Source organism: Streptomyces mirabilis (assembly GCF_039503195.1).
GTDB lineage: Bacteria > Actinomycetota > Actinomycetes > Streptomycetales > Streptomycetaceae > Streptomyces > Streptomyces mirabilis_D.
In genome coordinates, this window is sequence record NZ_JBCJKP010000001.1 from 769,291 (window position 1) to 794,615 (window position 25,325).

Consider the following 25,325-nt stretch of genomic DNA (forward strand, 5'->3'; position numbering starts at 1 on the left):
TACAGGAGACCAGGCGCCCCTCGATCCCGCGCCGGCCCTCGCCGCTCGACCTGCGGACCCCGTCCGGGCGACGCCTCCCGTACTGACGCCCTCGATGAGGAACTAGCTGCCGGTGACCGTTCCCACGCCGCCCAGGAAGGTGGGCAGTGCGGGTCCGACGCGGGCTGCCACGGGTCGTGCCGACGGTGGTGCTTCCTTGAGGGTCGTCGCGGTCTCCCCGTCGAAGGAGCGGGGTCGGTCGTGTGCACGGCCGGGAGAACCGGCCCGGCCGCGCACACATGGCGCGACACGGCGTGTGCGCGTGCTCAACCGTGCTGCACCGGGATGGTCCGGGTGCCCGTCTTCGTCTCCGGCACCGGGACCGTGATCGTCAGGACACCGTCCTTGTACTCGGCGGTGGCCTCGTCGCCCTTCGCACCGGCCGGCAGCCGGACGGAGCGGGCGAAACTGCCGTAGCGGAATTCCGTGCGGTGCTTCTCCGTCGTCTCCTCACTGCGCTCGGACCGCAGGGTCAGAACGCCTTCCGTGACCGTGATCTCGACATCCTTGGCGGGGTCGATGCCTGGAAGCTCCGCCTGCACCACGTACGTCCCGTCGGTCAGGTGCTCCTCGATCCGGATGGTGTGCAGTCCCGGAATCGTGTGCGTGCCCGGGAGCCCTGTCTCGACCCAGCCGAACAGCTCGGGGAGCGTCGGCCAGCCAGGCAGCCGCTCGATCATGCCGCTCATGTTCTCCCTCCTCTTCTTCGCCCTTTCCAGCGTCGCGCGCGGAGGCGGTGAGCGCGTCGGCCGACCGGGCCCGTGGACGACCCGGTCGGCCCCTGGCAGCCGATCGCTGCGGGGGTTCAGAAGGATTCGGGGTCCGGGACGGCGGGACGGCGGCACGGTCCCAGCAGCGCACACGGCAAGCGCCCGGCGGGGCCGAGCACCGTCTCGGGGCGACGAGAGCAATGGCCAGTTGCCCCTCGCCGAAAGGGGCGGCCGCCCCCACCGCGGCCAGGGCGGGTCGTGTGGCGAGGTCGGTACTCTTCCACCACCAGTGGGAGTCGGCGTGCGTGGTGGCGGTGGTGACCGGCCAGGCGGCGTCGTCCATCGCTCAGGCGGCGCCCGGTGCCGTGGTCACCAGGCGCGTGGTGCTCTGGACAGCCCTCAGTGATCGCGGTGGCGGCTCATGGTCTGCGGGACCGTATCAGAGGCTCTTCGGTGGCCAACGCGGCGTTGCAGGCGAAGGTCCGCGAGCTGTCTGTGGCCCGGGAGCGGGACCGTATCGTCGCTGACCACCGCGAGAGCGTGGTGCGGAAGATCTTCGACGCCGGACTGGACCTGCACAGCACGGCCGGGGTGATCGGTGAGGATCCCGCGCAGATCCGGCTGATGCACGGCGTGGCCGAGCCGGACGGGGTGACCCGGGCACTGCGTGAGAGCGTGTTCGACCTGGACCACGACGCCGACTCCGCGAGCGTCGCCTCCGAGAAGTCTGAACCCGACGGGCAATGACGCCAGGCCCCGCCACGGCGACGGGGTGGATCCCGCCGGACCCGACGAACCCGCCGGAACCGCGACCGCCAGCGGCAGTTGGGCAACCGTCTGCTCGGCCTCACACCTGAGACCGCGCATCCCTGTCCACGGTCACGCCGATCCGCACCCCGTCGCCGACCGGCAGCATCTCGGGCAGGCGTGGCCGGGCCCGCCGTAGTCGACCTCAGACCGCTGATCACGCCGGCGCGGTCCGTTGGCCTCGGGTGGGGCGAGCAGCACAGCCAGGATGTCGTGCAGGGCCCGATGACCCGGTTCGCGGCCATGCGTGCTCGACTGCCCGTACGTGTGGGCACTCAATGAGCGCCGCCGGGGCGACGCTCGGCCTTGTAGGTCCCGAGCACGCTCTCGGGCGCCCGTCCGTAGCCGTCGGGCAGTCGGATGTCGAGCGCCACCGCTGACCAAGGTGATGCCGGTTCCGTCCTTCAGCAGACCGTGCACACGGGCCGTATCACCTGGTCGTGCGGCAGGAGGCCCCCGGATGGGGCTCTCGGCGCCGGGCCGTTCGCCGTCGGATGCACCTCGCCACGTGCCGCACACCCACACTCATGACGCACTGGTGCACGAAATCGGCCTCGGTGTCGCGACCTTGTTCCCGCCCCCGGTCGAAGGCACAGGAAGGGGACTCACGGACCCGGTCACGGGACCGGGTGGCACTGGGTCCGGACCCGGCGGCCGGGCCAGTCTGGATTTGCTGACGAACGATCAAAGGAGTGGAGCAGATGACTTCAAGACACACCGGCGGCCATGCCCCCACGACAGCCGCCGTGCAGGTACGGACCGAGGGCGAAGTCGACGAGGAATCCGTCGCCTACGCCCGGGCCAAGCTCACCGCGCTGTTCGACCGACCGGAGATGGTCGGCATCGGCGGCGAGGTGCGGATCACCAGGGCCGCAGCGCATCACGCCGAGCAGCCTTGGTCAGCTACCGCCGAGATCCAGGTGGGAAGCGACCTCTTGGTCGTCCACGCCAGGGAGACGAGCGCGCACGCACTCGCGGACCGGCTGCAGGACCGGCTGCGCAGCCGCATGGAGCGCGTCGCACACCGCACGGACACGGCCCGCAGGTCGGCCACCCCGCCCCCGTGGCGCGGCGGCCCGAGCGACGACCAGGAGCAGGACCGGGCGGAACGTACACCGTAGCCACCGCCGCGGTTGCGCGCGCGGGCCCAGGGCATCGTCGGGGCGGTCGACAGGTTCATCGGTTAGTGCCGGCCGAGGCCGAGCACGACACTGCGGCACGAGGTCGCCTCGGGGCGGTTCCTGGCTGTACGGGAGCTGCCCAACCGCACGGCCCACGCCGACGGGCACGAGGACCGGGGGCCGCTCGGCGCAGGCTGCCACGGACAGCGCCACGGAGCCGGGCAGATGGCCGGTGCCTCGGCCCAGCCCCCGAGAACCGAGCACCAGTAGCTGTGCCTTCCGTGCGACGGCAGCCGGGGCCGCGACAGGCCGCTGATCGATGTGGTCCGCTGTGATCCGCAAACCGGGGTGACGACAGGTCAGGGATGTCTCGACCTCACGCAGCATCCGCACGGACCGGTCCGCGCCGCGCGACGGCACCTGCCCTGCGAACGGTACGTATGCGTGCGGCTGTTGGCCGCAGGCGTGAACAAGACGCGACGGGGCCACACGGAGCACCGCTTCACGGGCGGCCCGGTCGGCCGCTACGAGGCTTTCGGGCGAACCCGTCCAGGCCGACGGTGACAGCACCGGAGGACATGAGCGGAGCCTCCTCCAGGATGTGCTCACACTCCTGTCTCCCGTGTGCCTCATGGAAGAACGGGCCACAGGTCCGTATGCGGCCGACCGGCCCTTGTGCGGGTCGGCCACACCCAACTGTTCGGGGCACCGCCGCTGTCGCGCGGCAGTGCCCCCGATCACGATGGGCGCCCGGCTGTCACTTGAGCCAGGTGTGCCGGCTGACGACCGGCAGCCGCGCCCAGACCTTTCCCAGGCCCCAGGTGGCACCGGCGCCGACGGCCGCGAGGGCGATCAGGACGACGGCGTAGATGAGGTGATAGTCCGCGAACGGGTTGGACGACATGCTCAGCGACCCGTCGGACAGGTGCTTGGCCGGCGGCCACTCCGCGATCCACATCAACGCCATCATCGCCGTCCCCGCCACGGCAGCCGGCCGCAGCGCGACACCGAGGACAAGCGCGACGCCGATGCCCAGCAGACCGAGCATGAACAGCCAGTTCGCCCAGCCGGCACCGGCCCAGTCGTGGAACGTGGACTCCATCGGACCCGCCGCCACCGAACTCAGGAAACCCTTCGTCGGCGAACCGCCCTCGATCCAACCCTTCCCGGACGCAGTCGCGTAACCAAACCCGAACGCCTTGTCCAAGAACGCCCACAAGAAAACGAACCCGGTCAGAACACGGAGCCCGGCGAGGACGTAGGCGCTGGTGGTGGCCGCCGCCGTGTCGGTAGCGGCCACCGGTGCCGCCCCGGTCCGGTACAGGGACGGGATGCGGAACTCCAGGCGGTGGTGCGGTTGGTTGTGGATCGCCATGATGCTCATCCCTTTCCAGGACACGACACGTTGGATTCGACGACTCTCGTTGCACTTCGAATATCTCGCTCCGGCCGGGAATTCCGCAGGGACTGCACGACCCGCGCGAGGGGCCGAACGTCCTTTCCTGCCAGATCATTTGGCGCCGGGCATGACGACCACGGGGCAGTGGGAGCGATGCAGCAGAGTGTGCGCGACCGGGCCCAGTCGCGGCCCAAGCCCATGAGTACGTCGGTGGGCGCCGACGACCACCACGGCCGACTCACGCGTGGCCTCCAGCAGGGCCCGCGCCGGTCCGGTGCGGATCGTGCGACTCTCCACCTCGACCCCGGGGTACCGCTCCCGCAGCCGGGCCAGAGCGAAACGTGGCACGGCGTCCTCCCCTCCACTCTGACGGGCGAGTTGATCCGGGCCCGGGCTCGTCGCCGGTACCAGCGGGGGCAGTTCGGGGCTGACATGCCGGTGGGTCCAGGAGTGCAGGACGCACAGCGGGGCATTCCGTCGCTCAGCCTCACGGAAGGCGTAGACGGCCGCTTCCTCGTCGGAGTCGTCCTCCAGGCCGAGCAGTACGGACCCCCTTTCGTCACACGGATGGTCTCCGCGGACCACCAGCAACGGACTGTGCACATGCGCGGCCAGACGCAGACTCACCGAGCCGAGCAACAGCCCCGCGACTCCGCCCATGCCACGGGACCCCACAACGACCAGGTCCGCGTGCTCACTCTCGCGTACGAGCGTCCGTACTGGACTGCCGACGGCGTCCCTGGTCATCACGGACAGTTCGGGGTGACGTGCGCCGAGACGCGTGACCGCAGACGCCAGGACCGGTCCGGCCTCGTCACTGTCGGGCACGGCATACACGACGACCAGTTCGACTCCGCGCCGCACGGCCTCGTCCGCGGCCCAGTCCAGCGCCCGGACGGAGATCAGCGAACCGTCCACTCCGACGACCACATATTGGGGAGTCATGTCCCGTTTCCCTTCTGCTCCGTGCTCACGGTGTTCGGCCCGAGGCGCGGTCGCCCGGGCCCGGGCGACCGCGCCTCGGGCCGGCTCACGGAAAGGGGTTCCCGCCGCGGCTCCGCAGACGATGCTCGTCCTCCACGGGCGGTCGAATCAGGGGCTACGGGAACCTGTCGGCACGCCGTTCGGCCCCTTGTCGTAGGGCCGTACGGTCCCGGCGTTCAGGGAGTGAGGTCCACCCCGTACATCGAGCGCCCCTCGACAAGTTCACGCCCCGACACCAACTCGGGCTCGACGCGGACGAAGACGTCTGCCGGCGAGGGCGCCCAGGAACGCGGCCTCGTGCGGGTCAGGCGTTCGCGTTCAGTCAGGCCGGTCACCACCGTGGCCATGCCGGTGAGGACGACACTCCCACCGGAGTGCGCGGCGGCGTCGGTCTCGAAGGCGACCACCGCGCCGTCGATCGCACGCACCAGTTCCGATGCCGCCGAGGTGCGCAGCACTACCGCGCCGTCCTCGTCCAGGGAGAAGTTGACCGGCAGTACGGCGGGCAAGGCCTGGCGCGTGTTCTAAGGCGAGAGTCCCTTACCGCGTCGCGATCCGGCGCCCTGCGAAGCTCAGGGGATCGATGCGCACCCACTCGCCGCGCCGTCCGCACGCCGACGTTGGCGACGTGCCCGCCGAGCCGCGCCATGCGTGCACGGTTCGAAGGTCTCCGGGACGCCGACCGCCTCGATGACGACGTCCGCACCCAACCCGTCGGTGAGGTCGGTGATCAGCTGCTCGGGGGTTGCTCGGGCATCCACAACGGCGTCGGAGCCGAACCGCTTCGCCGCGTCCAGCCGGGCGAAGCCCAGACCCACGGCTACGACCCGCTCGGGCGAGAAACAGCCGGGCGGTTGCGATCACCGCCGGTCCGACCGGGCCGGCGCCGACGACGGCGACGGCGACGGCGTCTCCGGGGCGCATGTGGCCGTCGAGCACGCCCACCTCGTAGGCGGTGGGGAAATATCCGCGAACAGGACGGCGTCCTTGGCGTCCAGCGTGCTGGACAGGTGGACGGACAGGTCGGCGCGCGGCACCCGCACCTACTCGGACCGGTGCCGTCGATCAGGTCGCCGAGGATCCAGCCTCCGTCGCCCCCGCACTGGCCGTACATGGCCTTGCGGCAGTACGCGCAGCGTCCGCAGGCGGTGATGCAGGAGACCAGGACACGGTCCCCGGGCCGTACGGTACACACGTCGGAGCCCGCTTCCACGACGTCTCCGACCGCCTCGTGGCCGAGGACCGTGCCGGGCGCACCTCGGACACATCGCCCTTGAAGATGTGCAGGTCCGTTCCGCAGATCGTGACGGCGTCGACACGCACGATCACATCGGCGGGGTCCTTGACGCCGGGGTCCGGGACCTCCCCCCAGGAGGACTGTCCCGGGCCGTGGAAGACGAAGCCCTTCATGACGTCCCTTCGTTTCTCCCGATCACCCCGCTGGTCTCAGCTTGTCCGGTACGTGGGTCCTTGCTCGGGCCGGTCGGCCCTCAGCGCCCCGGCCAACGGGGTCGTTCGTGGTCGGGTAGCCGGATCACATCGTTGCGACTTGACGGCCGTGCGCTGGGCCGAGCGGCCCATGTCGAACAAACGGGCGGGTCCGATCGGCCCTTCCGTGCGCCCCGCCGAGCCGGTTGGCTCGGGCCATGACCGAGATCCACACCACCACCCTGCGCTCCTCGGAGCGCGTGCTCGCCGGGACGACCGTCGTGGAACTGCGTGGCGAGATCGACCTCGTCTCGGCGCAGCCGCTGTCGGCGCGTCTGGACGCGCTGACCGCGGGCCCCTGCCCCGATCTCGTACTGGACCTGCGCCACCTGTCCTTCATCGACTGTGCCGGGCTGGGTGTCCTGTGCCGGGCACGGAACCGGATCGCGGCAGGGTACGGACGTCTGCGGCTTGTCACCGACGACACCCGTTTCCTTCGGATCCTGCGCCACACCCACCTCAGTGGCGTCTTCGAGGTCCACGCACGGCTGTCGGACGCCCTGGCCCGTAGGCAGACGCCTCCGCCGGCCCGGACGTTGATACCGCGCGGCTACGCCGTCACGTCCGCCGGACCGCACGCGGTCGTGGCCGACGTCGCCGTCAACGCCGGTCTCCACGACCGGACATAGCGCCTCCGCTGTGCAGCGGACGGTTCAGCTCCTGTCCCGTCGTTGCGGACCGGCGGCAGGGTCACCTCGAGTGGCCGTCGGAGCGTCGGCGGTGGAGCGTGAAGGTCTCGAACACCGACAGGTCGCCGTTCGGCTTGTTCACGTTGTAGTAGGTCACGTGCATGCGGGTGGTGTCACCGGGGTGCCCTCCGGGGTCGACGGTGAAGGCGGCGAAGCCGTAGGGGTGCTCGATGTCCCGGACCCCGGTCCAGACCGCCTCCTCCTTGGTGTAGGTGGAGGTGCGCTTGCCGTTGGAGCCGGGGGTCGCCGACACAGCGGTGATCACCTTGGCGGTGCCGTCCGTGAAGAACTTCTCGTTCGTCGTGCCCGAGACGCCTCCGCCGCCGAGGATCATGTGCACGGTGCCAAGACCGGTGTCGATGGAATCGGTGGCCTGGGAGACCGGGCGCGGGGTCAGTGTCTCGCTGCCGGTGACGACACCGCGAACGGCGAGCGAGCGCTCGTAGTTGTGCTCATGGCCGCACAGCACGAGGTCCACGCCGTACCGGTCGAACAGGGGCCCGTACTTCTGGCGCAGGCCCAGGTCGGCGCCGTTCGCGTCCGAGGAACTGATCATGACCTGGTGCATGGCGACGACCACCCAGTCGACGTCACCGGAGGAGCGCGCCGCCTTCAGCTCCTTCTCCAGGAAGGCGAGTTGCCGTCCGCCGGAATAGCCACTGATGTAGACGTCGCCACCGTCCTGGAGACAGTTGTCGTCGTTCTGCAGCACGATCACCCGGACGGAGCCGACCGTGAACGCGTACCACAGGCCCGCGAGTTCGGCGTCGGTCTCGGTGGAGGGCAGGGTGAAGTAGGTCTGGTAGGCGCCGAGCCCGAGCGGTCCGTTGGCCTTCTCGATCTCGTGGTTGCCTGCCGCGGGCATCCAGGGGCGAAAGCGCGCGGAACGGGTGTTGTTGGTGAAGAAGTTGTTCCAGGTACGCACCCGGTCGACGTCCAGGTTCGCGTAGCACAGGTCGCCGTTGAGCAGATGGAAGAGCGGGGCGACCTGCTCGATGCCCGTGACGATGTCCTTCGTCGCGGGGGTGGAGTTCGCGTCGAGCGCCACCTTGCCGTCGGCCGCCCAGGTCACCTGCGGAGCGGACTGGTCGCCGAAGCTGGTGAAGGTGAACGGCTTCCGTCCACGCGGAGCGGTGCGAAAGGTACCGCTGTCGGGCGTCGTGCCTTCGTGGGTGGCGAGGTAGACGTAGTCGGTGCCCGGGATGAGCCGGTTCAGCGAGGCGTGGTGGACGTGGACGGTACGGCTGGAGGTGCCGTCCACGTAGGTGACGGTCCGGGCGTCGGCGCTGGATCCGAAGCCGTGCTCCAGCGTGCCGTAGTGCACAACGGGTCTGGTCACCGGTCTGTCGGTGATCCACGACACCGTCATCTGGGTGCGCGGGTCCGCCCCGAAGGTCAGGTGCAGCCCTTGGACCGGGGGCGCACCGGCCGAGTCCGCGGTGAGGTGAAGGGCCGGGGCGGTGAGCGGAGCGGCCTGCGCCGTACCTGCTCCCAGCAGCGGGGTGACGGCCGCGCCGGCCCCCGCCGTACCGAGAAGGCCCAGCGCGTGGCGACGGCTGACCCCCTCGGAAGACTTCGTCGACTCGTCCGATGTCCCTGTCTGTGTGGCCATGGTGCCCTCTCTGGCGAGCAGTTGAGCTGACAACGACCGCACCCTGGCGCGCCCCGGCGGCCCCTGAGTGAACGGTGCGTTGCCAGACGGTCGTTGCGCCGCGAGAGGCGGGCCACGAAGGCGATTCTTGCCCCTGCCTTTGCCAGTGACCGCCCCGCCGTTGACGTGACCGGACCACGGCCCTCGATGAGGGAGGGTCCCTTCCACCCGGTCGCCCTTCGTCGAACGAGCGCGACGGATCAGCCGAGGTCGAGCAGTTCCTCGTAGAAGCCGCCGAACTCGCGCGCCAGGTCGACGAGGTGGATCTCGAGGATCCAGTGGCAGCGGCGCCCGGCCTTGTCGGTGCGTCGCAGCGGGGTGTCATTGCCCGGCGCGACGTACGACTCCACGTCCGCTCCGTCGATCGTCTCGTGCGGGAACTCGCCGACCAGGTGTCCGGCGTGCCAGCCGCCCAGTTCCCACCCCGCGTCGGTGGCAAGCCGCTCGACCTCGGCGTACAGCCGCTTGCCCGTGATGTCCGGGTCGCTCTCGAAGAAGCGTCGCCCGGCCGCGAAGACCTCGGGCAGGTCGTCACGCAGCCGCTGCTTGACCGGGTCGTCACCGAGGACGAAGGTGCGCCCGAAGTCGGCCTCGTACTCCTCGAAGAGGGGCCCGAAGTCGGCGAACACGATGTCGTCCGCGCCGATCACCCGGTCCGGCGGGTTCTCCCGGTAGGGCTTCAGCGTGTTCGGGCCCGAGCGCACGATGCGTTTGTGCCCGTGACGGGTCGTGCCGAACAGTTCGTTCGCCAGGTCCCGGATCCGGTCGCTGACCGCCCGCTCGCCCTCCCCCGGTGCGACCAGCCTCGCTCCTCGATCTCCGCGAACAGCCGCTCCGTTTTCGCCTGGGCATCCAGCAGACGTGCGGCGCGCGTGAGTTCGTCATCCGCCATGGGGCCGACCGTAGACATGTGAATCATCGTCCGGCAAGCGGATTCGGCACGGCTGCAGCCGCTGCCAGGACCAGTCGTGGCCCTGGTCGCGGTCGTAGCGAAGCCTGCGGTGCAGTCGGTCGGGGCTGGCGTACAAGAACTCGGTGCTCTCCGGGACCAGGCGGTATCCGGTCCATCCGGCAGGGCGCGGCACCGGTTCGGTCCCGGCGAGCAGTGCACGCGCGCCCTCGTGCAGGCCGAACTGGATCTCGCCTCCGCCGACCTGGGCGCCTTCTACGACAGCATCGGCTACGTCGCCCGGGCGTCGTCGACCCGGTACGTGACGTCCTTCTGCGAGTCCACGATCCGGTTCGCAGGTGTGAGCTTGGCTTTGGCGCCCGTGCCCGGGGCCACGAGGCGCTCGAATCGACGGCCCTTCATGGTTCCCTGCTTCGCGTGCCCCCCTAGAGGCGAGTCCACGCCGCACCTGCGGCGGGAGGGCAGGTACCCCCAGGGGGTAAGATGGCGATTCGGGCGTCCGGTGCGCACGGTGAAGGTGGAGCTCATGGGGATACGGACAGCGCACAGCGGCGGTACAGCCGTTCGTTGTGTGTACGGGGTGCTCCTCGCCCTGTGCGTCGCGCTGGCCGTGCTCGTTCACCATGAGATATCCGGGATGACCGACTCGCCGATGTCGGCCACAGCCCACGCGGCCATGCCGGGCCCAGCCCATGACGCTCACGTGCTGCCGGACGGCGCGGCGTCGTCCGTCTCGGACGCATCCACGCACAGTCTCGGCGACAGCGGGTGCGCCATGCCCGGCATGCAGCACTGCAGCTCGGCGAGCGTCACCACCGTGCATCTCGCCATACCGGGGCGGAGCGCGTTCGATCCCTCGGCCGATCTCCTGAGGGCCTTGTCCGGACGCGCACCGGGCTCCGTGGCGAGCAGAGCTCCGCCCGATCTGTCCGTCCTCTCTCAACTGCGCATTTAGGCCGCGCCGGACGGCGCGCGATGTGCCGTCCCTCCGCGACCGCATCGGCAGTTACGACACAGAGGACACCACGTCATGAACAGCATCAACCGTCGCTCCGTCCTGCTCGCCGGGCTCGGAGCCGCCGGAACCGGCGCCCTCGCCGCCTGCAGTGGCGGCTCCGGCAGCACCGGATCCGGCAGCGGCGACTCCCTGGTCAGCCCGACCGCCCCGGCGGTCGCCGCCGCCGAGAAGAAGCGCACGAGCAGTGGACGGCAGCGGAAGCTCACCCTGACCGCGGCACCCGCGATGATCGACCTGGGCGGCGGCGTCATGCCCCGGACCTGGGCCTTCGACGGCCGTACGCCGGGCAGGGAGGTACGCCTCTCCGTCGGCGACACTCTGATGGCCGAGCTGTCCAACCAGCTCCCGGACAAGACGACCACATCAATCCACTGGCACGGCATCGCCCTGCGCAACGACATGGACGGCGTGCCCCCGGCCACGCAGACCGCGGTCCGGGCCGGGTCCACCTTCACCTACAGGTTCATCGCCGACGCTCCGGGCACGTACTTCTTCCACCCCCATGTCGGCGTCCAGCTCGACCGTGGTCTGTACGCCCCGCTGATCGTCGAGGACCCCAAGGAGCCTCTGTCGTACGACGACGAGTGGGTCGTCCTCCTCGACGACTGGGTCGATGGCGTCACCGGCACCCCCGACGAAGTCTTCTCCGAGCTCAAGCTGGGCATGGCCGACATGAGCCGCATGGACATGAGCAGCAGCCCGAGCCCCAGCAGCTCGGACAGCATGGGTGACATGGGCGGGATGGACATGGGCGGTTCCGCCTCCCCGTCCGCCTCGGCCTCCTCCGGCGGCATGTCCAAGAAGTTCATGCTCATGGGCGCCACCAGCAGCCTGCTCGGCGGCGACGCCGGTGACGTGAAGTACCCGCACCACCTGATCAACGGCCGCGTGGCGGCCGACCCGGATGTCTACACCGGCAAGCCCGGCAGGAAGGTACGGCTGCGCATCATCAACGCCGGCTCGGACACCGCCTACCGGGTCGCCCTCGGCGGCCACAAACTGACCCTCACCCACACCGACGGCTTCCCCGTCCGGCACCAGGAGGTGGACGCCCTGCTGGTCGGCATGGGCGAACGCTACGACGTCCTCGTCACCCTCGGCGACGGCGTCTTCCCGCTCGTCGCCCTGGCCGAAGGCAAGAACGCCAACGGCCTGGCCCTGATGCGCACGGGCTCCGGAAGCGCACCGAAGGCGTCCGTCCGTCCGCAGGAACTCGACGGCATGATCATGACGGCGTCCCAGCTGCGGGCCGCGGACGATGTGCGTCTCAAGTCGGCGAAGACCGACGTCACACACCAGATCAAGCTGACCGGCAACATGATGAAGTACAACTGGGCCATCAACGGCACGCCGTTCGACATGAAGAATCCCGAGGCGCACCCGATCGTCATCGAGGAGGGCCAGCGGGTACGGCTCGACTTCGTCAACACGACCGAGATGTGGCACCCGATGCACCTGCACGGCCACACGTACCAGCTCGGAACCTCCGGGCCGCGCAAGGACACCGCGATCGTGCTGCCCAAGAAGACGGTGTCCGTGTTCCTCGACGCCGACAACCCGGGCCAGTGGATGATGCACTGCCACAACGCCTACCACGGCGAGGCCGGGATGATGACGAACGTGGCCTACAAGGCCTGACGTTCTCCTCGTGCCACCTGGACGGGCCCGTCGGCCCACCGGTCGCGTTGCTGCCCGTTCCTCGGCATTGCCGAGGAACGGGTCGACCGTGCGGCCCTCGGCAAGGGCCCCAAGGACTCCGACGAGGCCAACCCCCCGCAGGCGGACGTCATGGCCAAAGGGAAGGTCGCCCAGGTCATCTCGACACCCGGCGGCGCCAACCTCGTCATCCAGAACAACCCGGCTCTGAAGGGAAAGCTCGGCTTCTTCCCGATCCCGGGGAGGCCGCCGACAAGCCCGGCGCGGTCTTCACCGGCGGCTCCGACCTCGTCAACCCCACGGCGTCCACCAAGCAGGACGCGGCCTACACCTTCGTCAAGGAACTCACCGGCGACACCTGGCAGAAGAAGCTCGCCGTCGCCATGAGCTACGTCCGAACAAGACCACCCTGGCCTCCGCGGTCGCAGCCGACCCCACTGCCGCGGCCATGACGGTCGGCGCCGCCCAGGGCCACGCCACACCCCACACCCCAGGCTGGGCCGCCGTGGAGGCCAAGGACCCGATCAAGGACTACATGACGGCCGTCCTCACCGGAGGCGACATCCAGGAGAAGGCCGCCACCGCGTCCGAGGCCATCACCGCGGCCATGAAGCCCGGCTCCTGAACCGTCCACGCACCGGAAGGAGGAGCGACCAGGTCCTCACACCGGCGCAGGTCGCCGCCACGGTGACGGCGTACCGCGGCGCGGGCACCACGTTCGAGGACACCGTCCCCAGCAGCTGATCCCATCGCCCGATGACGAAAGGCCGGGGCGACCGCACACCCGGCGCGCAGGCACGCACCGGGTGCGCGGTCCGCCGCCCCGATCGCACCGGCCGACGGCGAGTGGCCCACCCTCTGAGCCTCCTCAAGTCGCTTGGCGCGCGGAGAACATGGCAGTCAAGCTGATCCCCATGACAGGAATCACGGGACTGAGCAAGAAGAACAACTTCGTGCTGGCCATCCGGGACGCGGACGTGGTCGCGGCGACCCTGCGCCGGGCACTGGCCGAGGCCTCGCCGGAAGAGCGCCTCGGTCTGGAACGCGCTGCCGCGCTCGTCGAGTCCACCGCCACAGCCACCGAGACCCAGCTGCGTGCCCGCTGGGTCCGCTCCCGGCTGGCCGACGTCGGCTTCACCGGAGACATCACCTCGGTCGCGGCGGTGCGGGCGCTGCGCCAGGCGGAACCCAAACTGAGCCTGCTGGCGGCGGTGCAACTGCAGAAGGAGGCAGTGGCCCATCCGGAGTGATCCGGCAGCCCCCTGACACGCGGGGAACGGAGGCTGCCGGAGATGCTGCGCTGCTCAGGAGGTGAGGTAGCAGGTTTTGCTCACGCCCGGCAGCGGATCGGTCCCGAACGCCGCCGTCGTGCAGCCGGTGCCGCCGGTGAACGCCTTGTAGAGGAAACGGCCCCGGGCGCCGTAGGCGACGGTCTGCTGTCCGCTGAAGGCGCACGTGCCGCCTTCGGCGGAGCAGGAGGTGCCGTAGCCGACCGGGCCGCCGGTGGCGGTGTAGCAGGCCTTCGACTCGCCGGGGATCGGATCTCCGAACGTGGCGTCGGTGCACGGGGTGTCGCCGGTGGCCGCGATCGTCGTGAACGCGCCGAAGGCGCCGTATGTCACCGGCTGCCCCGCGGCGGCCGGGCAGGTGCCGTTCTGGTCCGCGCACTTGGTCCAGCCACCGGACGGTCCTCCTGCGGACGCCACGTAGCAGGACTTGGCCACTCCGTCGATGGGATCGCCGAAGTGGGCGTTGGTGCAGGCGACGGACCCGTTGGTGACCTGGTGGACGAAGTTGCCGTTGGCGCCGTAGACGACGTCACGGTTGTAGCCCGGCACGGCGCAGGTGCCGCCCTCCGCCGCGCAGACGGTGTATCCGGGCGGGCCGCCCGCGTCGGCGACGTAGCAGGACTTGACGAGATTCGACGCCGGGTCGCCGGCGAAGGAGTCGTTGGTGCAGGCGGTGCTGCCGGTCACTGTTGTGTACGTGTAGGTCCCAGCCCCGTAGGCCACCGAGCGGGTGCCGCTGAAGGAGCAGGTGCCGCCCTCGCCCGCGCACCGGGTGAAGCCCGCCCGCAGCGCGCCGGTAGCGGGATCGGCGGGTGGCGACGGATTGCCCAGTCCGGTGGCGGTCACGGTGTAGCCGCCCGGGGTGACGCCGGTGAGGTAGACGTAGGTGTCGTCCTGGCTCGCGCCGGTGATTCCCGAGGTGGGTGTGAACGTTCCGTTGCTCCAGACGACGGTGCCGTTGACGGACACCGAGAGGTTGCCGCCGCCGAACTTCGGGACGCCGATGCGGCCGGTGGTGCCTGCCGGGCTGGTGAGGTGCGCCGAGTACGTGCCGGCGGCCGGGTCGCGGGACCAGGAGGCGTTGACGGCGCCCTGGGGCAGGGTGATGCGGCCCTCGGCGCTGGTCAGGTCGCCGGGGTGCGGGACGAAGCGGTACGTGCCGGTCGCGGACTCGGGTGCGGTGCCGAGCACGTCGAAGGTGAGCGTGGAGGTGGGCGCGGTGGACCAGCCGTGGGCCAGGCTCATGAACGAACCGCCGTAGGCGAGGCCGCCGTCGGCCTTGATGCCCTCCCAGAAGGTGCTCTTGGTACCGATGTCGCTGGTGAGCATGTGGCCCCAGGTGCGGCGGATCTGGTCCAGGGCGGTGTAGTCGTCATGGGCGGTGAAGCGGGCGTTGAGCTCCATGCCGCCGGTGAAGGGCGACACATTGCCGCCCCATTCGGGGGTCGTGGGGCCGTAGATGCCCCAGTTCTTCCCGAGCCCCACGATGACACTCTTCGACTTGGCCGCGGAGTCGGTCAACCCGTACCAGACGGCGAGCGAGTTGCCGTCCTGCGGGTACAGGCCACTGGTCGGGTTGTCCTTGTACATGCCCTTCGCGGCGTCCCACAGCAGGGAGTTGGCCGCCGTCTTGATGGCGGCCGCCTTGCTGTTCCAGCTCGCGGCGAGCGCGCTGTCGCCCTCGACCGCGGCCAGGGTGGCGCCGCCCTTGAGCGCGGCGTACAGCAACGCGTTGGCGGAGATGTTCTCGCCGCCCTGGCCGACCCGGGCCCAGTCCTGGGTGCGCGTCACGTTGAGCAGGTTGTTGCCGTCGATCTTGTTGGTGATGAAGGCCATCCCGCGCTTGTAGCCGGCCCATTCGGAGTCCAGCCACGCCCGGTCGGCCGAGTAGGTGTAGTACGTCGACGTCCCCAGCAGCGTCCAGGTGTGGTATGTGTCCGAGCCGGTGAGGTTGAACGGCGGTCCCGACCAGGGGATTTCACCTTCCGCCGACTGCGCGTTGTACATCGTGGTGAGCGCGTTGCGGGTCGAGACGAGGTCGTTGGAGTACGCGTACTGCGTGGGTACGGCGATGCCCATGTCGCCGGGCCACACCGTACGGTCGCGCTTGGCCCCGTCGACCAGGACGGAGTCACCCACGCCGACGGTGGCGCCGTTGTCCCACGCCGAGGACGGCGGGGGCCAGGCGCGGCCCTGGTGGGGGGCGATCGTGTTGAGCTGCACGGTGTACGCCCCGGCATACCAGATGCGGTTGAGAAGGTCGTCGCTGGAGGAGAAGTAGTTGGCGTAGTCGGCCGGGTCGGCCTTGCCCGGAGCCGCGGTGAAGTTGAGACTGACGCCCGTGAGATCCACCCAACCCGAGGTGTCCAGGAAGACCGTCAAGTAGCGGAAGCCACCCCGCTGCTGAGCGGTGGGCACCGTGTAGGTGCCGTTGGCGGAGGCCGTGGCGTAGAGCGCCCCGTCCTCGCCGTCGCGTCCGCTGCTGCGGTCGCTGTTGTTGCCCACGTACAGGGACGACTCGCTGAAGGCCAGGCCGACGCGCTGGCCGCTGTCGCTCGTACTGCCGAAGGACAACGTTGTCACGCCGCCGACCTCTTTGCCGAAGTCGAGGGTGACGGCCGACTGCGAGCCGGAGATGCGCGTCGGCTGACCGCTGAGGACGTTCTGCGGGTTCGCGACACTGCCGGACGTCCGGTGGATCGCGGTCGGCTTGAGGGTGCGCGAGGTCGGCGAGTAGTTCAGGGCGTCAAGGGTCGCCTTGCCGAGCCCTGTCGCTGGCGACGAGGTGGCCGCCGATGTGGCCGGCGCGGGAGCCATGAGCAGTGCGGCGGCCACCATGGTGGCGAGGCCGAGTAGGCGCCCTGGGCGGGGCGTTCGGATCAGCACGGGGCGGCGGCGCCGCATGGGTACCTCCCGGGTCTGGATGCGGGAACGAGGTTCTTGAATCGATTCAAATCGATCGTTGACGAAAGCCTGGGGCTCATGAAGCGGTGGGTGTGCGAGGCGCCTCGCCGAAGTTCCACCGATGATGTGCGCCCCACAGCGGGGTGTCAACCCGTCACAGCCGACGTGAACCACCCCCGGAATCACTCCCGTTGGAGACATTGACAGTCCCCCACCAAGCCGGTTCACTGCCCCCCGGGCAGGTATGGACCAGCACCCGTCCCCCGCCCGGCTCAGTGAGACCCAACCGGCGTCCCCCACCCTGAGATCGAGGCGAGTTCCGGTGCCCTCACGCCACTCCGACATCGTTGTCAGACCGCGGCTTCTCAGCTTCCTGCTGACGGCCGCTCTCGTGTTCGCGGCACTGGTCCCGGTCGCGACGCCCGCCGCCGCCGCAACTCAGGTGTGCGTACTGGCCTGTGACACGCTGGACCCCTCACAGGCCCGGCAGGAGAGCTTCCCGGTGCCGAACATGGACCTCAACGGCCGTCGCCTCGAACTGCATGTGTCCGACGCGGACGACATGGCCTGGGCCGGCATCGACAACGGCGTGACCGGCGACTCGGTGTGGTTGGACCGCTCCTGGGACGGCGGCGCCACCTGGGAAGGACTGCTCGGCAAGGCGAGCATCCCGGGAACCTGGACCGGCACCAGGACGCTGATGCACAACATCACCGATCCTCGCAACCACCGGCGCGGTCTCGTGCGGGCCTGCGGAGACGCCGCGGGGGTCGGCTGTACGAACTGGGTCTACCCCACGGTCTGCGACACGCTCTGCGACGGCACCGACTCGGGCAAGGCGGCCGGCGACGATCAGCCGGTGCCGTCGACGACTCTCTACGGCCGCACGATCCGGCTGCACGTCGACCAGAAGAACTCCATGGCCTGGGCGAGCATCGACACCGGTGGCGCCGGCGACGAGATCTGGCTCGACCGCTCCTGGGACGGCGGCTCGACCTGGCCGGACGGTTCCTCGCTCGGCCGCACCAGCACCCCGTCCGGTGCCACCGGCACCCGTACCGCGATGTACGCCACCCGCGATCCGCGCGGGCTCCTCTACGGCGGCGCGGTCCGCGCCTGCGGCCGGGAGGCGAGCCACAACGAGGGCAGTTGCACCCCATGGGTCAGGCCCGTGCCGACCAGGACGCGCGCGGCGGCCGACGCGCTGGCGTCCTCGTACGACCCCTACAACGGCTGGTGGCCGAGCAGTTGGTGGAACTCCGCCGCCGCCCTCACCGCGCTCATCGACTCCTCCCGGGCCACCGGCAGGCACGACTACGACTGGGTCATCGCGCGCACCTTCGACCGGAACAAGGGCACCTTCGCGGCCGGTGTGCGCAGTTCGGACGCGATCGAGGGCGACTTCATCAGCCGTTCCATCGACGACTCGGGCTGGTGGGCCATCGCCTGGATCGACGCGTACGACTACACCGGTGACTCCCGCTATCTGAACGAGGCGGTCACCATCGCCGACTACGTCCAGCAGTACTGGGACCCCGGCACCTGCGGGGGCGGCGTGTGGTGGGACCGCGAGCGCACCTACAAGAACGCCGTGACGAACGGGCAGTACCTCTGGCTGACCACGGCGCTGCACCAGCGCATCCCGGGCGACACCGTATGGCTGCAGCGGGCCAAGACGTCCGCCGCCTGGTACCGGTCCAGCGGGATGATCGGCTCCTCGGGTCTGGTGAACGACGGGCTCACCTCCGCCTGCGCCAACAACGGCTCCACCGTGTGGAGTTACAACCAGGGACTGGCCATCGGCGGCTTCACCGAACTGTGGAGGACGACCGGGGACGGCTCGCTGCTGACCACCGCGCGCACCCTGGCCGATGCCGCGATCAGCAGCCCGACGCTGACCTCCGGCGGAGTGCTCACCGAGTCCTGCGACGTCGGCTCGGCGTCCTGCGACGACAACCAGAAACAGTTCAAGGGCATCTTCATGCGGAACTTCGCCGACCTCGCGAAGGCCACAGGTTCCGGCACCTACCGGAGTTACGTCCAGGAGCAGGCCGACACGCTGTGGGCGCGGGACCGTAGCTCCCTCAACGCCCTGGGCGAACGCTGGGCCGGTACCAGCCCCAACCCGACCGACTGGCGTACCCAGGCGGGCGCCCTCGAAGCGCTCACCGCCGCCGCGGGCTGACGACCGGTTCCAGGAGCCGGCTCGCACGCGGGTCCCCGACCCGTGTGCGAGCCGGTCGGCGTGGGCACGCTGGACCCTCCACGACTCGACGAGCTCCTCCGGCGCCTCGCCGAACAGCCCCGGCTACGGCCGCGGCTCTCGATGATCCAGCCAGGTCACCGATGACACTTCCCGGGCGTGGTCCCGGGCAAGCCGATCGCGAACGCACGGCATGCCCCAGCGACTCAACGGGCCCTCATGTCGGTTCACACCGCGCGCAATGGGGCACCGACCGCCCTCGCTGCACGAGCCGAGGACCTCACCAGCCGTGGATCACAAGCGCTCATGAGATCGGCTTCGTGAGACTTGCGGGCAGAGGCGTTGGGGACCCCCTGCCTCCTGGATCCCAGGCCGTTTCCCAGGGTCCGACGGTTCCCACGCCCGCCCCGTCCGCAGCCGATCGCCACCGACAATATTTCCCGCCTTGACAATTTTTTTTGTCGGAGAGATTCTGGAGCGGTGCTGGACGACGCTGTGATCGAGAACCCGCCGCGGCCGATTCCTGGACCCGAGACGGGCCCGGATCCTCGGCGCCCTGGCCGAGCCCGGCTCGGCCGCCATGCCGGCCACCCGCCCGGGGCTGCCCCGCCAGAAGGTCAACGACCACCTGAAGGAGCTGGGGCGCATGCCGAGCCGACGGGCCTGCCGCCGCTGGACGGCGAGCCGGCCTGGTCGGACGACGAGCGCATCCAGGTCCGCTCCGTCGGCGGGGCTTCTCGGCCGACGTCCGCAGACGCGTCCCGACACCCGTCCGCGCGGCCTGCGCCCAGGCCCGGCCACGGGACCGCACCGGATACCGACGGCGCCGCACCGGCCTCCCTCCGGGGCGGCCCGCAAAGAGTCCCCACCAGGAGACCGCCGCCTCGAACGTGGTCGAAGCGGCGGCGAGCAATCGACCACCGCGCACCGGAAACCCCTAAGGAAACCAGCATGCGTACCCTGATCAGCTCCGCCTTCATCTCGCTCGACGGCGTCGTGGAGGGCCCGGGCGGCGAACCCGGCTACCGCAATTCCGGATGGACCTTCAAGGACGTCGAGTTCGTCCCCGAGGCGTTCGACATCAAGGCACGGGAACAGCAGGAGTCCACCGCCGTCCTGATGGGCCGGACCAGCTACGAGGCGTTCAGCCCGGTGTGGCCGGACATGAACGAGTTCGCCCGCTACAAGACCATGCCGAAGTACGTCGTCTCCACCACCCTCACCGAGGACAAGCTCGTCTCGAACTGGGGCGAGAGCACCATCCTGCGCTCCCTCGACGAGGTCGCCGCCCTCAAGGAGACCGACGGAGGCCCGATCATCGTCCACGGCAGCGTCGCCCTGAACCACAGCCTCGCCGACGCCGGCCTGATCGACCGTTACCACCTGCTCGTCCACCCGCTGCTGCTCGGCGCGGGCAAGCGCCTGTTCCCCGCCACCGACAAGGACACCCAGAAGCTGAGGCTCGTCGAGCACGCCGTGTACTCCAACGGCCTGCAGATGAACGTCCTCGACGTCGTCCACTGACCACGCCCCGGGTCTTTCCGCGCCGCGGGACGCGATCACCCTGCACGGCCTTGATCCACTTCCGAAGAGGGCCCTAGGAGCGCGCGGGGTCGTCCGGGGAAGTGTCCGCCGTGGGGTGATACGCCTTTGTCCCCAGGCGGACCTCCTCCACATCGTGCACTTCCTGAGCGGGGCGGAGGACGATGTCGTCGATGCGGCCGGCGTCGCGCAGGTCCCTGAGCGTGTCCCGCTCGCCCTGAAGCGGGGCGAGTTCGAGGCACCGCACGCTCTCACGGCGCCGAATGGAGCCGGGAGCGGGGCCCTACGGTCCTCGATGTCCTGGGCCATGCGGAGGGTGGCCGCCTCGGGGACCCCGAACCTACGACGCGACAGCCGGCCCGTCGCCAGTACACCGACGGCGACGACAACGATCAGTTCCCGGCTTCCCACGTCGGTGCCGTTCGTGTTCATGGCTCCACGGTCACGCCCCGACGCACGGGTAACCGGGCCACGACTTGCTCAGGAGCTGCGTTCCTGGGAGTCCCGCACCCACCCTCTGGAGGACTCGGCGTGGATGAGCCTGGCGAGGTGGTGGCCGGAGGGGGTGGGCGCCCGGCGAAGGGCGATGAGCGCGGCGTCGTCGCCGAGGCGTCCACCGACGTGGGCGAGGAGGTCACGCCGGATGTGACGCAGGAGCGGTTCGGGGCCGCACTCCGTCCACTGGGCGGCTCGTTCGGCGAACGGATAGAAGTCACCGCTCTGATTGCGCGCCTCGATGACACCGTCGGTGTAGAGCAGGAGGGTTTCCCCGACTTCGAAGGTGAACACGTCCAGCGTCCGCGGCGATGGGACCAGGACGCCGACTCCCAGCGGGGGTGCTGGGTGCAGCCTCAGTGCGCTGACGGAGTGTTCCGGGCTGAGCAGCAGGGGCGCGGGGTGCCCGCAGCTGGTCATTGTGACGATGGTGGCATCGTCGGGGATCTCCAGCAACAGCGCGGTGACGAAGCGCTCCTCGGCCCCGGCCTCGTCCTCCGGCGGGGTGAATTCGCCGTGGTAGCGGCCGACGCTCTGTTCCAGCGCGTCCGTCAGCGCGGTGAGGTCGGCGTGCTGATGGGAGGCTTCGCGGAACGCGCCGAGCAGCAGGGCGGCCTCGCCGATGGCCGCCAAGCCCTTGCCTCGGACATCTCCGATGAGCACGCGCGTGGCGTCGTCGGTACGCGTGACGGCGTACAGGTCTCCACCGATCTCGGCCTCGTCCTCGGCGGCCAGATATACCGACGCCGTACGCAGGGGGCCGATCCCGCTGGGCAGCGGCCACAGCAGTACGTGCTGTGCGGCCTCGGCGACCGATCTCACCTGGGCCAGTTGCCGTCCGTGTCGCTCGCGTACCACGGAGTAGCCCACGATCAGAAGGCTCAGTACGGCGAGGGCGACCATCTGCACGACGACGTTGCGCGAGAAGAGGATGCCGTCGTGCAGGGCGATGCCGGCCTCGGCCGCGAGCGCCAGGACGCCGATCGCCCCGGTCAGCCGGGGACCGGCGAAGGATGCGGTGATCGCCGGCGCGATCACCAGCAGCGGGCCCAGGTGGATGTCGGCCGGGGCAACGATGTCGATGACCGTGATCACCACGACCAGCAGGACGGGCATCGCCAGCAGCACATGCTTCGACGGCCCCGGGCCGAAGCCGGCAAAGCGATTCCAGATCCCCACATGTTCCACAGTGCACCGCCCCAGGACAGCTTGCGAGCGCAGCCGAGAACTCTCGGCAACGCGCCGGCAGGACTGCCCAGCGCGTCCCGCACGCGCCGGACCGCACGTCGAGGGGACCGACCCCGCACCGGCGTCGGCGCGGGGTCGGCAAGGCTGCCGCCCGGCTGCCCACCGCATGCGACCAGGGGGCTCACGCTGCCCGTCCGGCGTCGGCCACCGCGGTGGCCGCCCGGTCGGATACGGAGCGCGACCACCTCCGTTGCGACACCCGAGGTCGGATCAGTCGAGGAGGAGGGGATTCGGCAGGGTGGCCGCGGGGTGCATGCGCAGGAGGGTGTGAAGTACTCCTGAGAGACCGGACATGAGGCTGGGTGAGAACGCCTCGCGGGCCAGGCCGCCGACCGGGCCGCGTTGCTCGAGGCCGGTGAGGATTTCGGCGTCGAGGTCGGAGGGGTCTCCGAAGTCCATGGACGTGAGGAATTCCCAGAGGCCGAGGTCGCCGTGGCACAGGGTATGGCTCCAGCCGAAGCCCTCGGCGGCGCAGGCACGTGCGGCCCGACGGGCCATGTCGAGGTGGGCGGGATCGCCCGTGCGCCGGTGGAGGTCGAGCATGCCGATGCCCACCCCCGCGCTGCCGTGGCACCAGCTGGTGAAGAAGTCCTCCTCGGCGCCGATGCGGACATCGAGCCAGTTGCCGTGCTCGGGTTGATAGAGGGACTCCTGATAGGCGAAGGCCCGCTCGGCGAGGCGGTTCCATTCGCGCCGTTCGGCCGCGGAACCCGCGTCGCCGAGCGCGAGCCGGGTCAGTGCCCAGCCGATGCCGGTGGCGCCGTGGGCGAAGCCGCCGATGCCCTCGGGGTTGAGCCGGGTCGTCCAGCGGGCGCCGCTCGCGTCGAGGGTGGCCAGCCCGGTCAGCCGGCGGCCGATGCGCGCGGCGGCGCCGAGCCAGCGGTCCTGCCCGGTCGCCGCGGCCAGGTCGAGCAGGGGGACGACCGCGCCTGCCGCCCCGTTGAGGAGGTCCACCTCGACGTCGTCCTCGACCAGTCGGCCCTCCGCGAGCAACAGCGCCCTCTCGGCGGCCCGCTCCAGAAGCCAGTCCTCACCGAGCACCCGGTGCAGCGCCAGCCACGTCCACACCTGCGACGCGGCACCGCTGAACGCCCCGGGTGAGGGCGTCGGTGTCCGGTCCTCGGTGCCGACCAGGACCCGCAGCGCCCCCTGGAACGTGTCGGCGACGCCCGGCACCTCCTCCGCCCGCCCGGCCCGCACCTCGGTCACGTACTCCGCGAGCGTCAGCGCCACCCCGCCCTGCCCGGTGTAGAGGTCGGCGGGCAGCACCCTGATCGACCACCCCGCGGGGGTGAAGACGGGGCTGATCCAGGTGACCGTACCGTCCTCGCCGCGCACCGCCCCGTCGCACAGCCGTCGTACCATCTGCGCGGCCAGGTCGCGGCGTCGGCGCTCCCGGTCGCGGGCGTGCGGGTCGCGGGCGGCGGCCTGCGTCCGCGTGGGCAGCGAACGCTCGTTGAGATACGCACCGACCAGCGCGTCCTGGATCACCGCCTCCTCCAGCGCCAGGTCGGCGGTGCGCCAGTCCTCCACGGTGGTCCGTACGGCGGCCGAGTCCACGGTGAAGGTGAACATCGGCACGTCACCGGCCAACAGGTCCGCGATCTCGCCGTCGATGGCCGCGCGCTCGGTCGGCGCGCCGGGCAGCACCTCGGCGTTGCGCCGCAGGATGTCCCGGGCCCGTTCGACCGCCGCCGCCTCGTCGTGCAACGACGCCGGGTGCCAGAGCATCCGGCCGATGTCGACGTACGCCTGCGTCGGCCGCAGGATCCGCCGCGCCTGGGCGCCTTCGAAGCGGCGCAGCAGCCGGTGCGGATCCGTCCCGGGCCGGCGCAGGTGCGCGGTCATCTCGCGGAAGCCGGCCAGAATCCGGTCCCAGTACGCGCTCAGCACGGGAGTGGGGCTGGGGTGGTTGTCCGCGGTGGGCATCGCCACCAGGTCAACCTGGAAACGGGCCGCCGCGGTGCCTGCGTTCGCGATCACCGGGTTCGGGATCAGCGGCTGCTGGCCGGGCAGCGACCCGACTCCGGAGATGTCGACCCCGCCGAGCGCGAAGCCGGTGCCGCGTACGGGCAGCAGTCCGGTACGCAGCACCGTACGGCGGATGGCCGCCGCGGCCACGTCCACCGCGTCGCCCCGGCCGCTGGGCGGGAAGGGCGCGGGGGCGTCGAAGAGCGTCTCGGCGTCCACGATCACCGGCACCGGACCCGCGGCGATCATGTTCTCCGCGTGCATGTCGGTGCCGCCGGTGAAGCGGAGGACGGCCAGCCAGTGCCCTACGTTCCGGTAGAACGCGGCGAGTTCGGCCTCGTCCGCGCAGTAGCGGTGACGGACGAACTCGGCCCAGCCGTAGCCCTCGCGTGCTTGTGTCCGCGGCACCCGGATGCGCTCGTCGGGCGACGGTGCGCCGGGGAAGTCCGCGTAGAGCTCGTCCAGCAGCGCGCCCAGCGCCACGTCGGACTCGGACGGCCGGGGCTTGTACATGACGCTCCCGCCGGCGAAGTCGACCCGACTGACCGTCAGGCCGCCCCGGTGGGTGTCGCCCGCCCCGAACGCGACGGCTCGCATCTCCCCCGCGGGTCCCCCCAGCAGCGGCCGCAGCACTTCGCGGTCCGCGGCGAGCCGTTCCGCGAATCCGGCCGTAGCCGCCACCGCCAGCCGCGCCACCGACGCGATCCGCGGCCCGACGTTCGGGTATCGGCCGGCCAGCCGGTCGAGATAGCCCTCCTCCCCGGCCTGCTCCAGGAACGCGCTCCACGTCCGCGTGTCGGATCCCGCCCCCGCGTCCTCGGCGTGGCGTCCGCCGCCCGCTGTCATGCGCAGCGCGTGCAGTTCGATCAGGAACAGGCGGGACAGCTTCGCGTGCAGGGACCTGAGCAGGGCGGTGTGGCCGGCTTCCAGTACCGCTTCTTGTTCTTCCCTGCTCAGGGCGTCAATGGAGGTCAGCCGCCGGGCCAGCTCTTCCCGCCAAGGCCGGGCGATGGTCCGTACGGGTCGGGCGAACCATTCCGCCTCGTCCCGCCTTCCCGACTCCCCCGGCTTCCCCGGCCTTTCCGATCTTTCCGGCGCCGATCCGCTCACCGTCCACCCTCCCCATCCGCCGTGAACTCGCTTCTTGCGGTCGTTCCGAGGGAGCGCGGCAACGGTGCGACCAGCCCGGACCCGTCCGCAC

18 protein-coding genes and 5 pseudogenes are annotated in these 25,325 nt (G+C 70.4%); 9 read left to right on the forward strand and 14 right to left on the reverse strand.

Translation table 11 applies throughout. The annotated features are described in order from the left end of the window. Nucleotides 1-305 precede the first annotated feature (305 nt). A complete protein-coding gene (locus AAFF41_RS04060) occupies nt 306-728 on the reverse strand; it encodes an Hsp20/alpha crystallin family protein (protein WP_343323481.1) in 423 nt (140 codons plus the stop codon). A 432-nt stretch (nt 729-1,160) separates the two neighbouring features. On the opposite strand from AAFF41_RS04060, the gene AAFF41_RS04065 reads away from it, so the two are divergent. Both AAFF41_RS04065 and AAFF41_RS04070 read left to right on the forward strand, forming a co-directional pair. Then, the gene (locus AAFF41_RS04065) at nt 1,161-1,496 is read left to right on the forward strand and encodes a hypothetical protein (protein ID WP_319751920.1); all 336 of its coding nucleotides are present in this window, start codon (nt 1,161-1,163) and stop codon (nt 1,494-1,496) included. 761 nt (nt 1,497-2,257) lie between these two features. After that, nucleotides 2,258-2,677, forward strand: a complete 420-nt coding sequence (locus AAFF41_RS04070; protein WP_319751921.1) for a hypothetical protein — start codon at nt 2,258-2,260, stop codon at nt 2,675-2,677. Between the two features lie 177 nt (nt 2,678-2,854). Here AAFF41_RS04070 and AAFF41_RS51445 read toward each other — a convergent pair. The 5 genes and pseudogenes from AAFF41_RS51445 to AAFF41_RS04090 form a co-directional block, all read right to left on the reverse strand. Further along, nucleotides 2,855-3,310: pseudogene (locus AAFF41_RS51445) on the reverse strand (universal stress protein); the annotation flags it as partial. A gap of 124 nt (nt 3,311-3,434) precedes the next feature. Next, a complete protein-coding gene (locus tag AAFF41_RS04075; RefSeq protein ID WP_319751922.1) occupies nt 3,435-4,052 on the reverse strand; it encodes a DoxX family protein in 618 nt (205 codons plus the stop codon). A 135-nt stretch (nt 4,053-4,187) separates the two neighbouring features. Then, a complete protein-coding gene (locus tag AAFF41_RS04080) occupies nt 4,188-5,021 on the reverse strand; it encodes a universal stress protein (protein WP_343323482.1) in 834 nt (277 codons plus the stop codon). Between the two features lie 215 nt (nt 5,022-5,236). Continuing rightward, a pseudogene (locus AAFF41_RS04085) lies at nt 5,237-5,584 on the reverse strand (pyridoxamine 5'-phosphate oxidase family protein); the annotation flags it as partial. 86 nt (nt 5,585-5,670) lie between these two features. Further along, nucleotides 5,671-6,470: pseudogene (locus AAFF41_RS04090) on the reverse strand (alcohol dehydrogenase catalytic domain-containing protein); the annotation flags it as partial. Nucleotides 6,471-6,706: 236 nt separating this feature from the next. On the opposite strand from AAFF41_RS04090, the gene AAFF41_RS04095 reads away from it, so the two are divergent. Continuing rightward, nucleotides 6,707-7,177 carry an STAS domain-containing protein gene (locus tag AAFF41_RS04095; RefSeq protein WP_425526103.1) on the forward strand — a complete coding sequence of 157 codons (471 nt, stop codon included), beginning with the start codon at nt 6,707-6,709 and terminating at the stop codon, nt 7,175-7,177. A gap of 61 nt (nt 7,178-7,238) precedes the next feature. On the opposite strand, the gene AAFF41_RS04100 is transcribed toward AAFF41_RS04095, so the two are convergent. The 4 genes and pseudogenes from AAFF41_RS04100 to AAFF41_RS04115 form a co-directional block, all read right to left on the reverse strand. Then, on the reverse strand, nt 7,239-8,849 hold the full coding sequence (locus AAFF41_RS04100) for a purple acid phosphatase family protein (protein WP_319751924.1): 1,611 nt from the start codon (nt 8,847-8,849) through the stop codon (nt 7,239-7,241). Nucleotides 8,850-9,088: 239 nt separating this feature from the next. Continuing rightward, a pseudogene (locus AAFF41_RS04105) lies at nt 9,089-9,780 on the reverse strand (M24 family metallopeptidase). Then, on the reverse strand, nt 9,770-9,973 hold the full coding sequence (locus AAFF41_RS04110) for a pyridoxine 5'-phosphate oxidase C-terminal domain-containing protein (RefSeq protein WP_319751925.1): 204 nt from the start codon (nt 9,971-9,973) through the stop codon (nt 9,770-9,772). Before AAFF41_RS04110 ends, AAFF41_RS04105 begins: the two are co-directional and overlap by 11 nt. A 95-nt stretch (nt 9,974-10,068) precedes the next feature. Next, nucleotides 10,069-10,200 carry a hypothetical protein gene (locus AAFF41_RS04115; protein ID WP_319751926.1) on the reverse strand — a complete coding sequence of 44 codons (132 nt, stop codon included), beginning with the start codon at nt 10,198-10,200 and terminating at the stop codon, nt 10,069-10,071. A 124-nt stretch (nt 10,201-10,324) separates the two neighbouring features. On the opposite strand from AAFF41_RS04115, the gene AAFF41_RS04120 reads away from it, so the two are divergent. From AAFF41_RS04120 to AAFF41_RS04135, 4 genes and pseudogenes are all read left to right on the forward strand, one after another. Further along, nucleotides 10,325-10,753, forward strand: a complete 429-nt coding sequence (locus AAFF41_RS04120; protein WP_319751927.1) for a DUF6153 family protein — start codon at nt 10,325-10,327, stop codon at nt 10,751-10,753. Nucleotides 10,754-10,828: 75 nt separating this feature from the next. After that, complete coding sequence (locus AAFF41_RS04125; protein WP_343323483.1) at nt 10,829-12,454, forward strand: multicopper oxidase family protein; 1,626 nt, start codon at nt 10,829-10,831, stop codon at nt 12,452-12,454. Nucleotides 12,455-12,547: 93 nt separating this feature from the next. Then, nucleotides 12,548-13,097 (forward strand): annotated as a pseudogene (locus AAFF41_RS04130) (extracellular solute-binding protein); the annotation flags it as partial. 289 nt (nt 13,098-13,386) lie between these two features. Beyond that, nucleotides 13,387-13,722: a hypothetical protein gene (locus AAFF41_RS04135; RefSeq protein ID WP_319751929.1), complete on the forward strand. Its 336-nt coding sequence runs from the start codon at nt 13,387-13,389 to the stop codon at nt 13,720-13,722. A gap of 54 nt (nt 13,723-13,776) precedes the next feature. Here the strand turns inward: AAFF41_RS04135 and AAFF41_RS04140 are convergent, their stop codons facing one another. Next, a complete protein-coding gene (locus AAFF41_RS04140; protein ID WP_343323484.1) occupies nt 13,777-16,665 on the reverse strand; it encodes an alpha-L-rhamnosidase-related protein in 2,889 nt (962 codons plus the stop codon). Between the two features lie 511 nt (nt 16,666-17,176). On the opposite strand from AAFF41_RS04140, the gene AAFF41_RS04145 reads away from it, so the two are divergent. Together AAFF41_RS04145 and AAFF41_RS04155 are read left to right on the forward strand one after the other, a co-directional pair. Next, nucleotides 17,177-18,850: a glycoside hydrolase family 76 protein gene (locus AAFF41_RS04145; RefSeq protein WP_343326247.1), complete on the forward strand. Its 1,674-nt coding sequence runs from the start codon at nt 17,177-17,179 to the stop codon at nt 18,848-18,850. A 969-nt stretch (nt 18,851-19,819) separates the two neighbouring features. Then, nucleotides 19,820-20,392, forward strand: coding sequence for a dihydrofolate reductase family protein (locus AAFF41_RS04155; protein WP_319751931.1), 573 nt, complete (start codon nt 19,820-19,822; stop codon nt 20,390-20,392). A gap of 73 nt (nt 20,393-20,465) precedes the next feature. Here AAFF41_RS04155 and AAFF41_RS04160 read toward each other — a convergent pair whose 3' ends face one another. The 3 genes from AAFF41_RS04160 to AAFF41_RS04170 all read right to left on the reverse strand — a co-directional run bounded on the left by AAFF41_RS04160 (nt 20,466) and on the right by AAFF41_RS04170 (nt 25,234). Beyond that, nucleotides 20,466-20,657, reverse strand: coding sequence for a hypothetical protein (locus AAFF41_RS04160; protein ID WP_343323485.1), 192 nt, complete (start codon nt 20,655-20,657; stop codon nt 20,466-20,468). 233 nt (nt 20,658-20,890) lie between these two features. Then, the gene (locus tag AAFF41_RS04165; protein WP_388412177.1) at nt 20,891-22,084 is read right to left on the reverse strand and encodes a PP2C family protein-serine/threonine phosphatase; all 1,194 of its coding nucleotides are present in this window, start codon (nt 22,082-22,084) and stop codon (nt 20,891-20,893) included. A 279-nt stretch (nt 22,085-22,363) separates the two neighbouring features. Continuing rightward, nucleotides 22,364-25,234: a type 2 lanthipeptide synthetase LanM family protein gene (locus tag AAFF41_RS04170; protein ID WP_343323486.1), complete on the reverse strand. Its 2,871-nt coding sequence runs from the start codon at nt 25,232-25,234 to the stop codon at nt 22,364-22,366. Nucleotides 25,235-25,325: the final 91 nt, after the last annotated feature.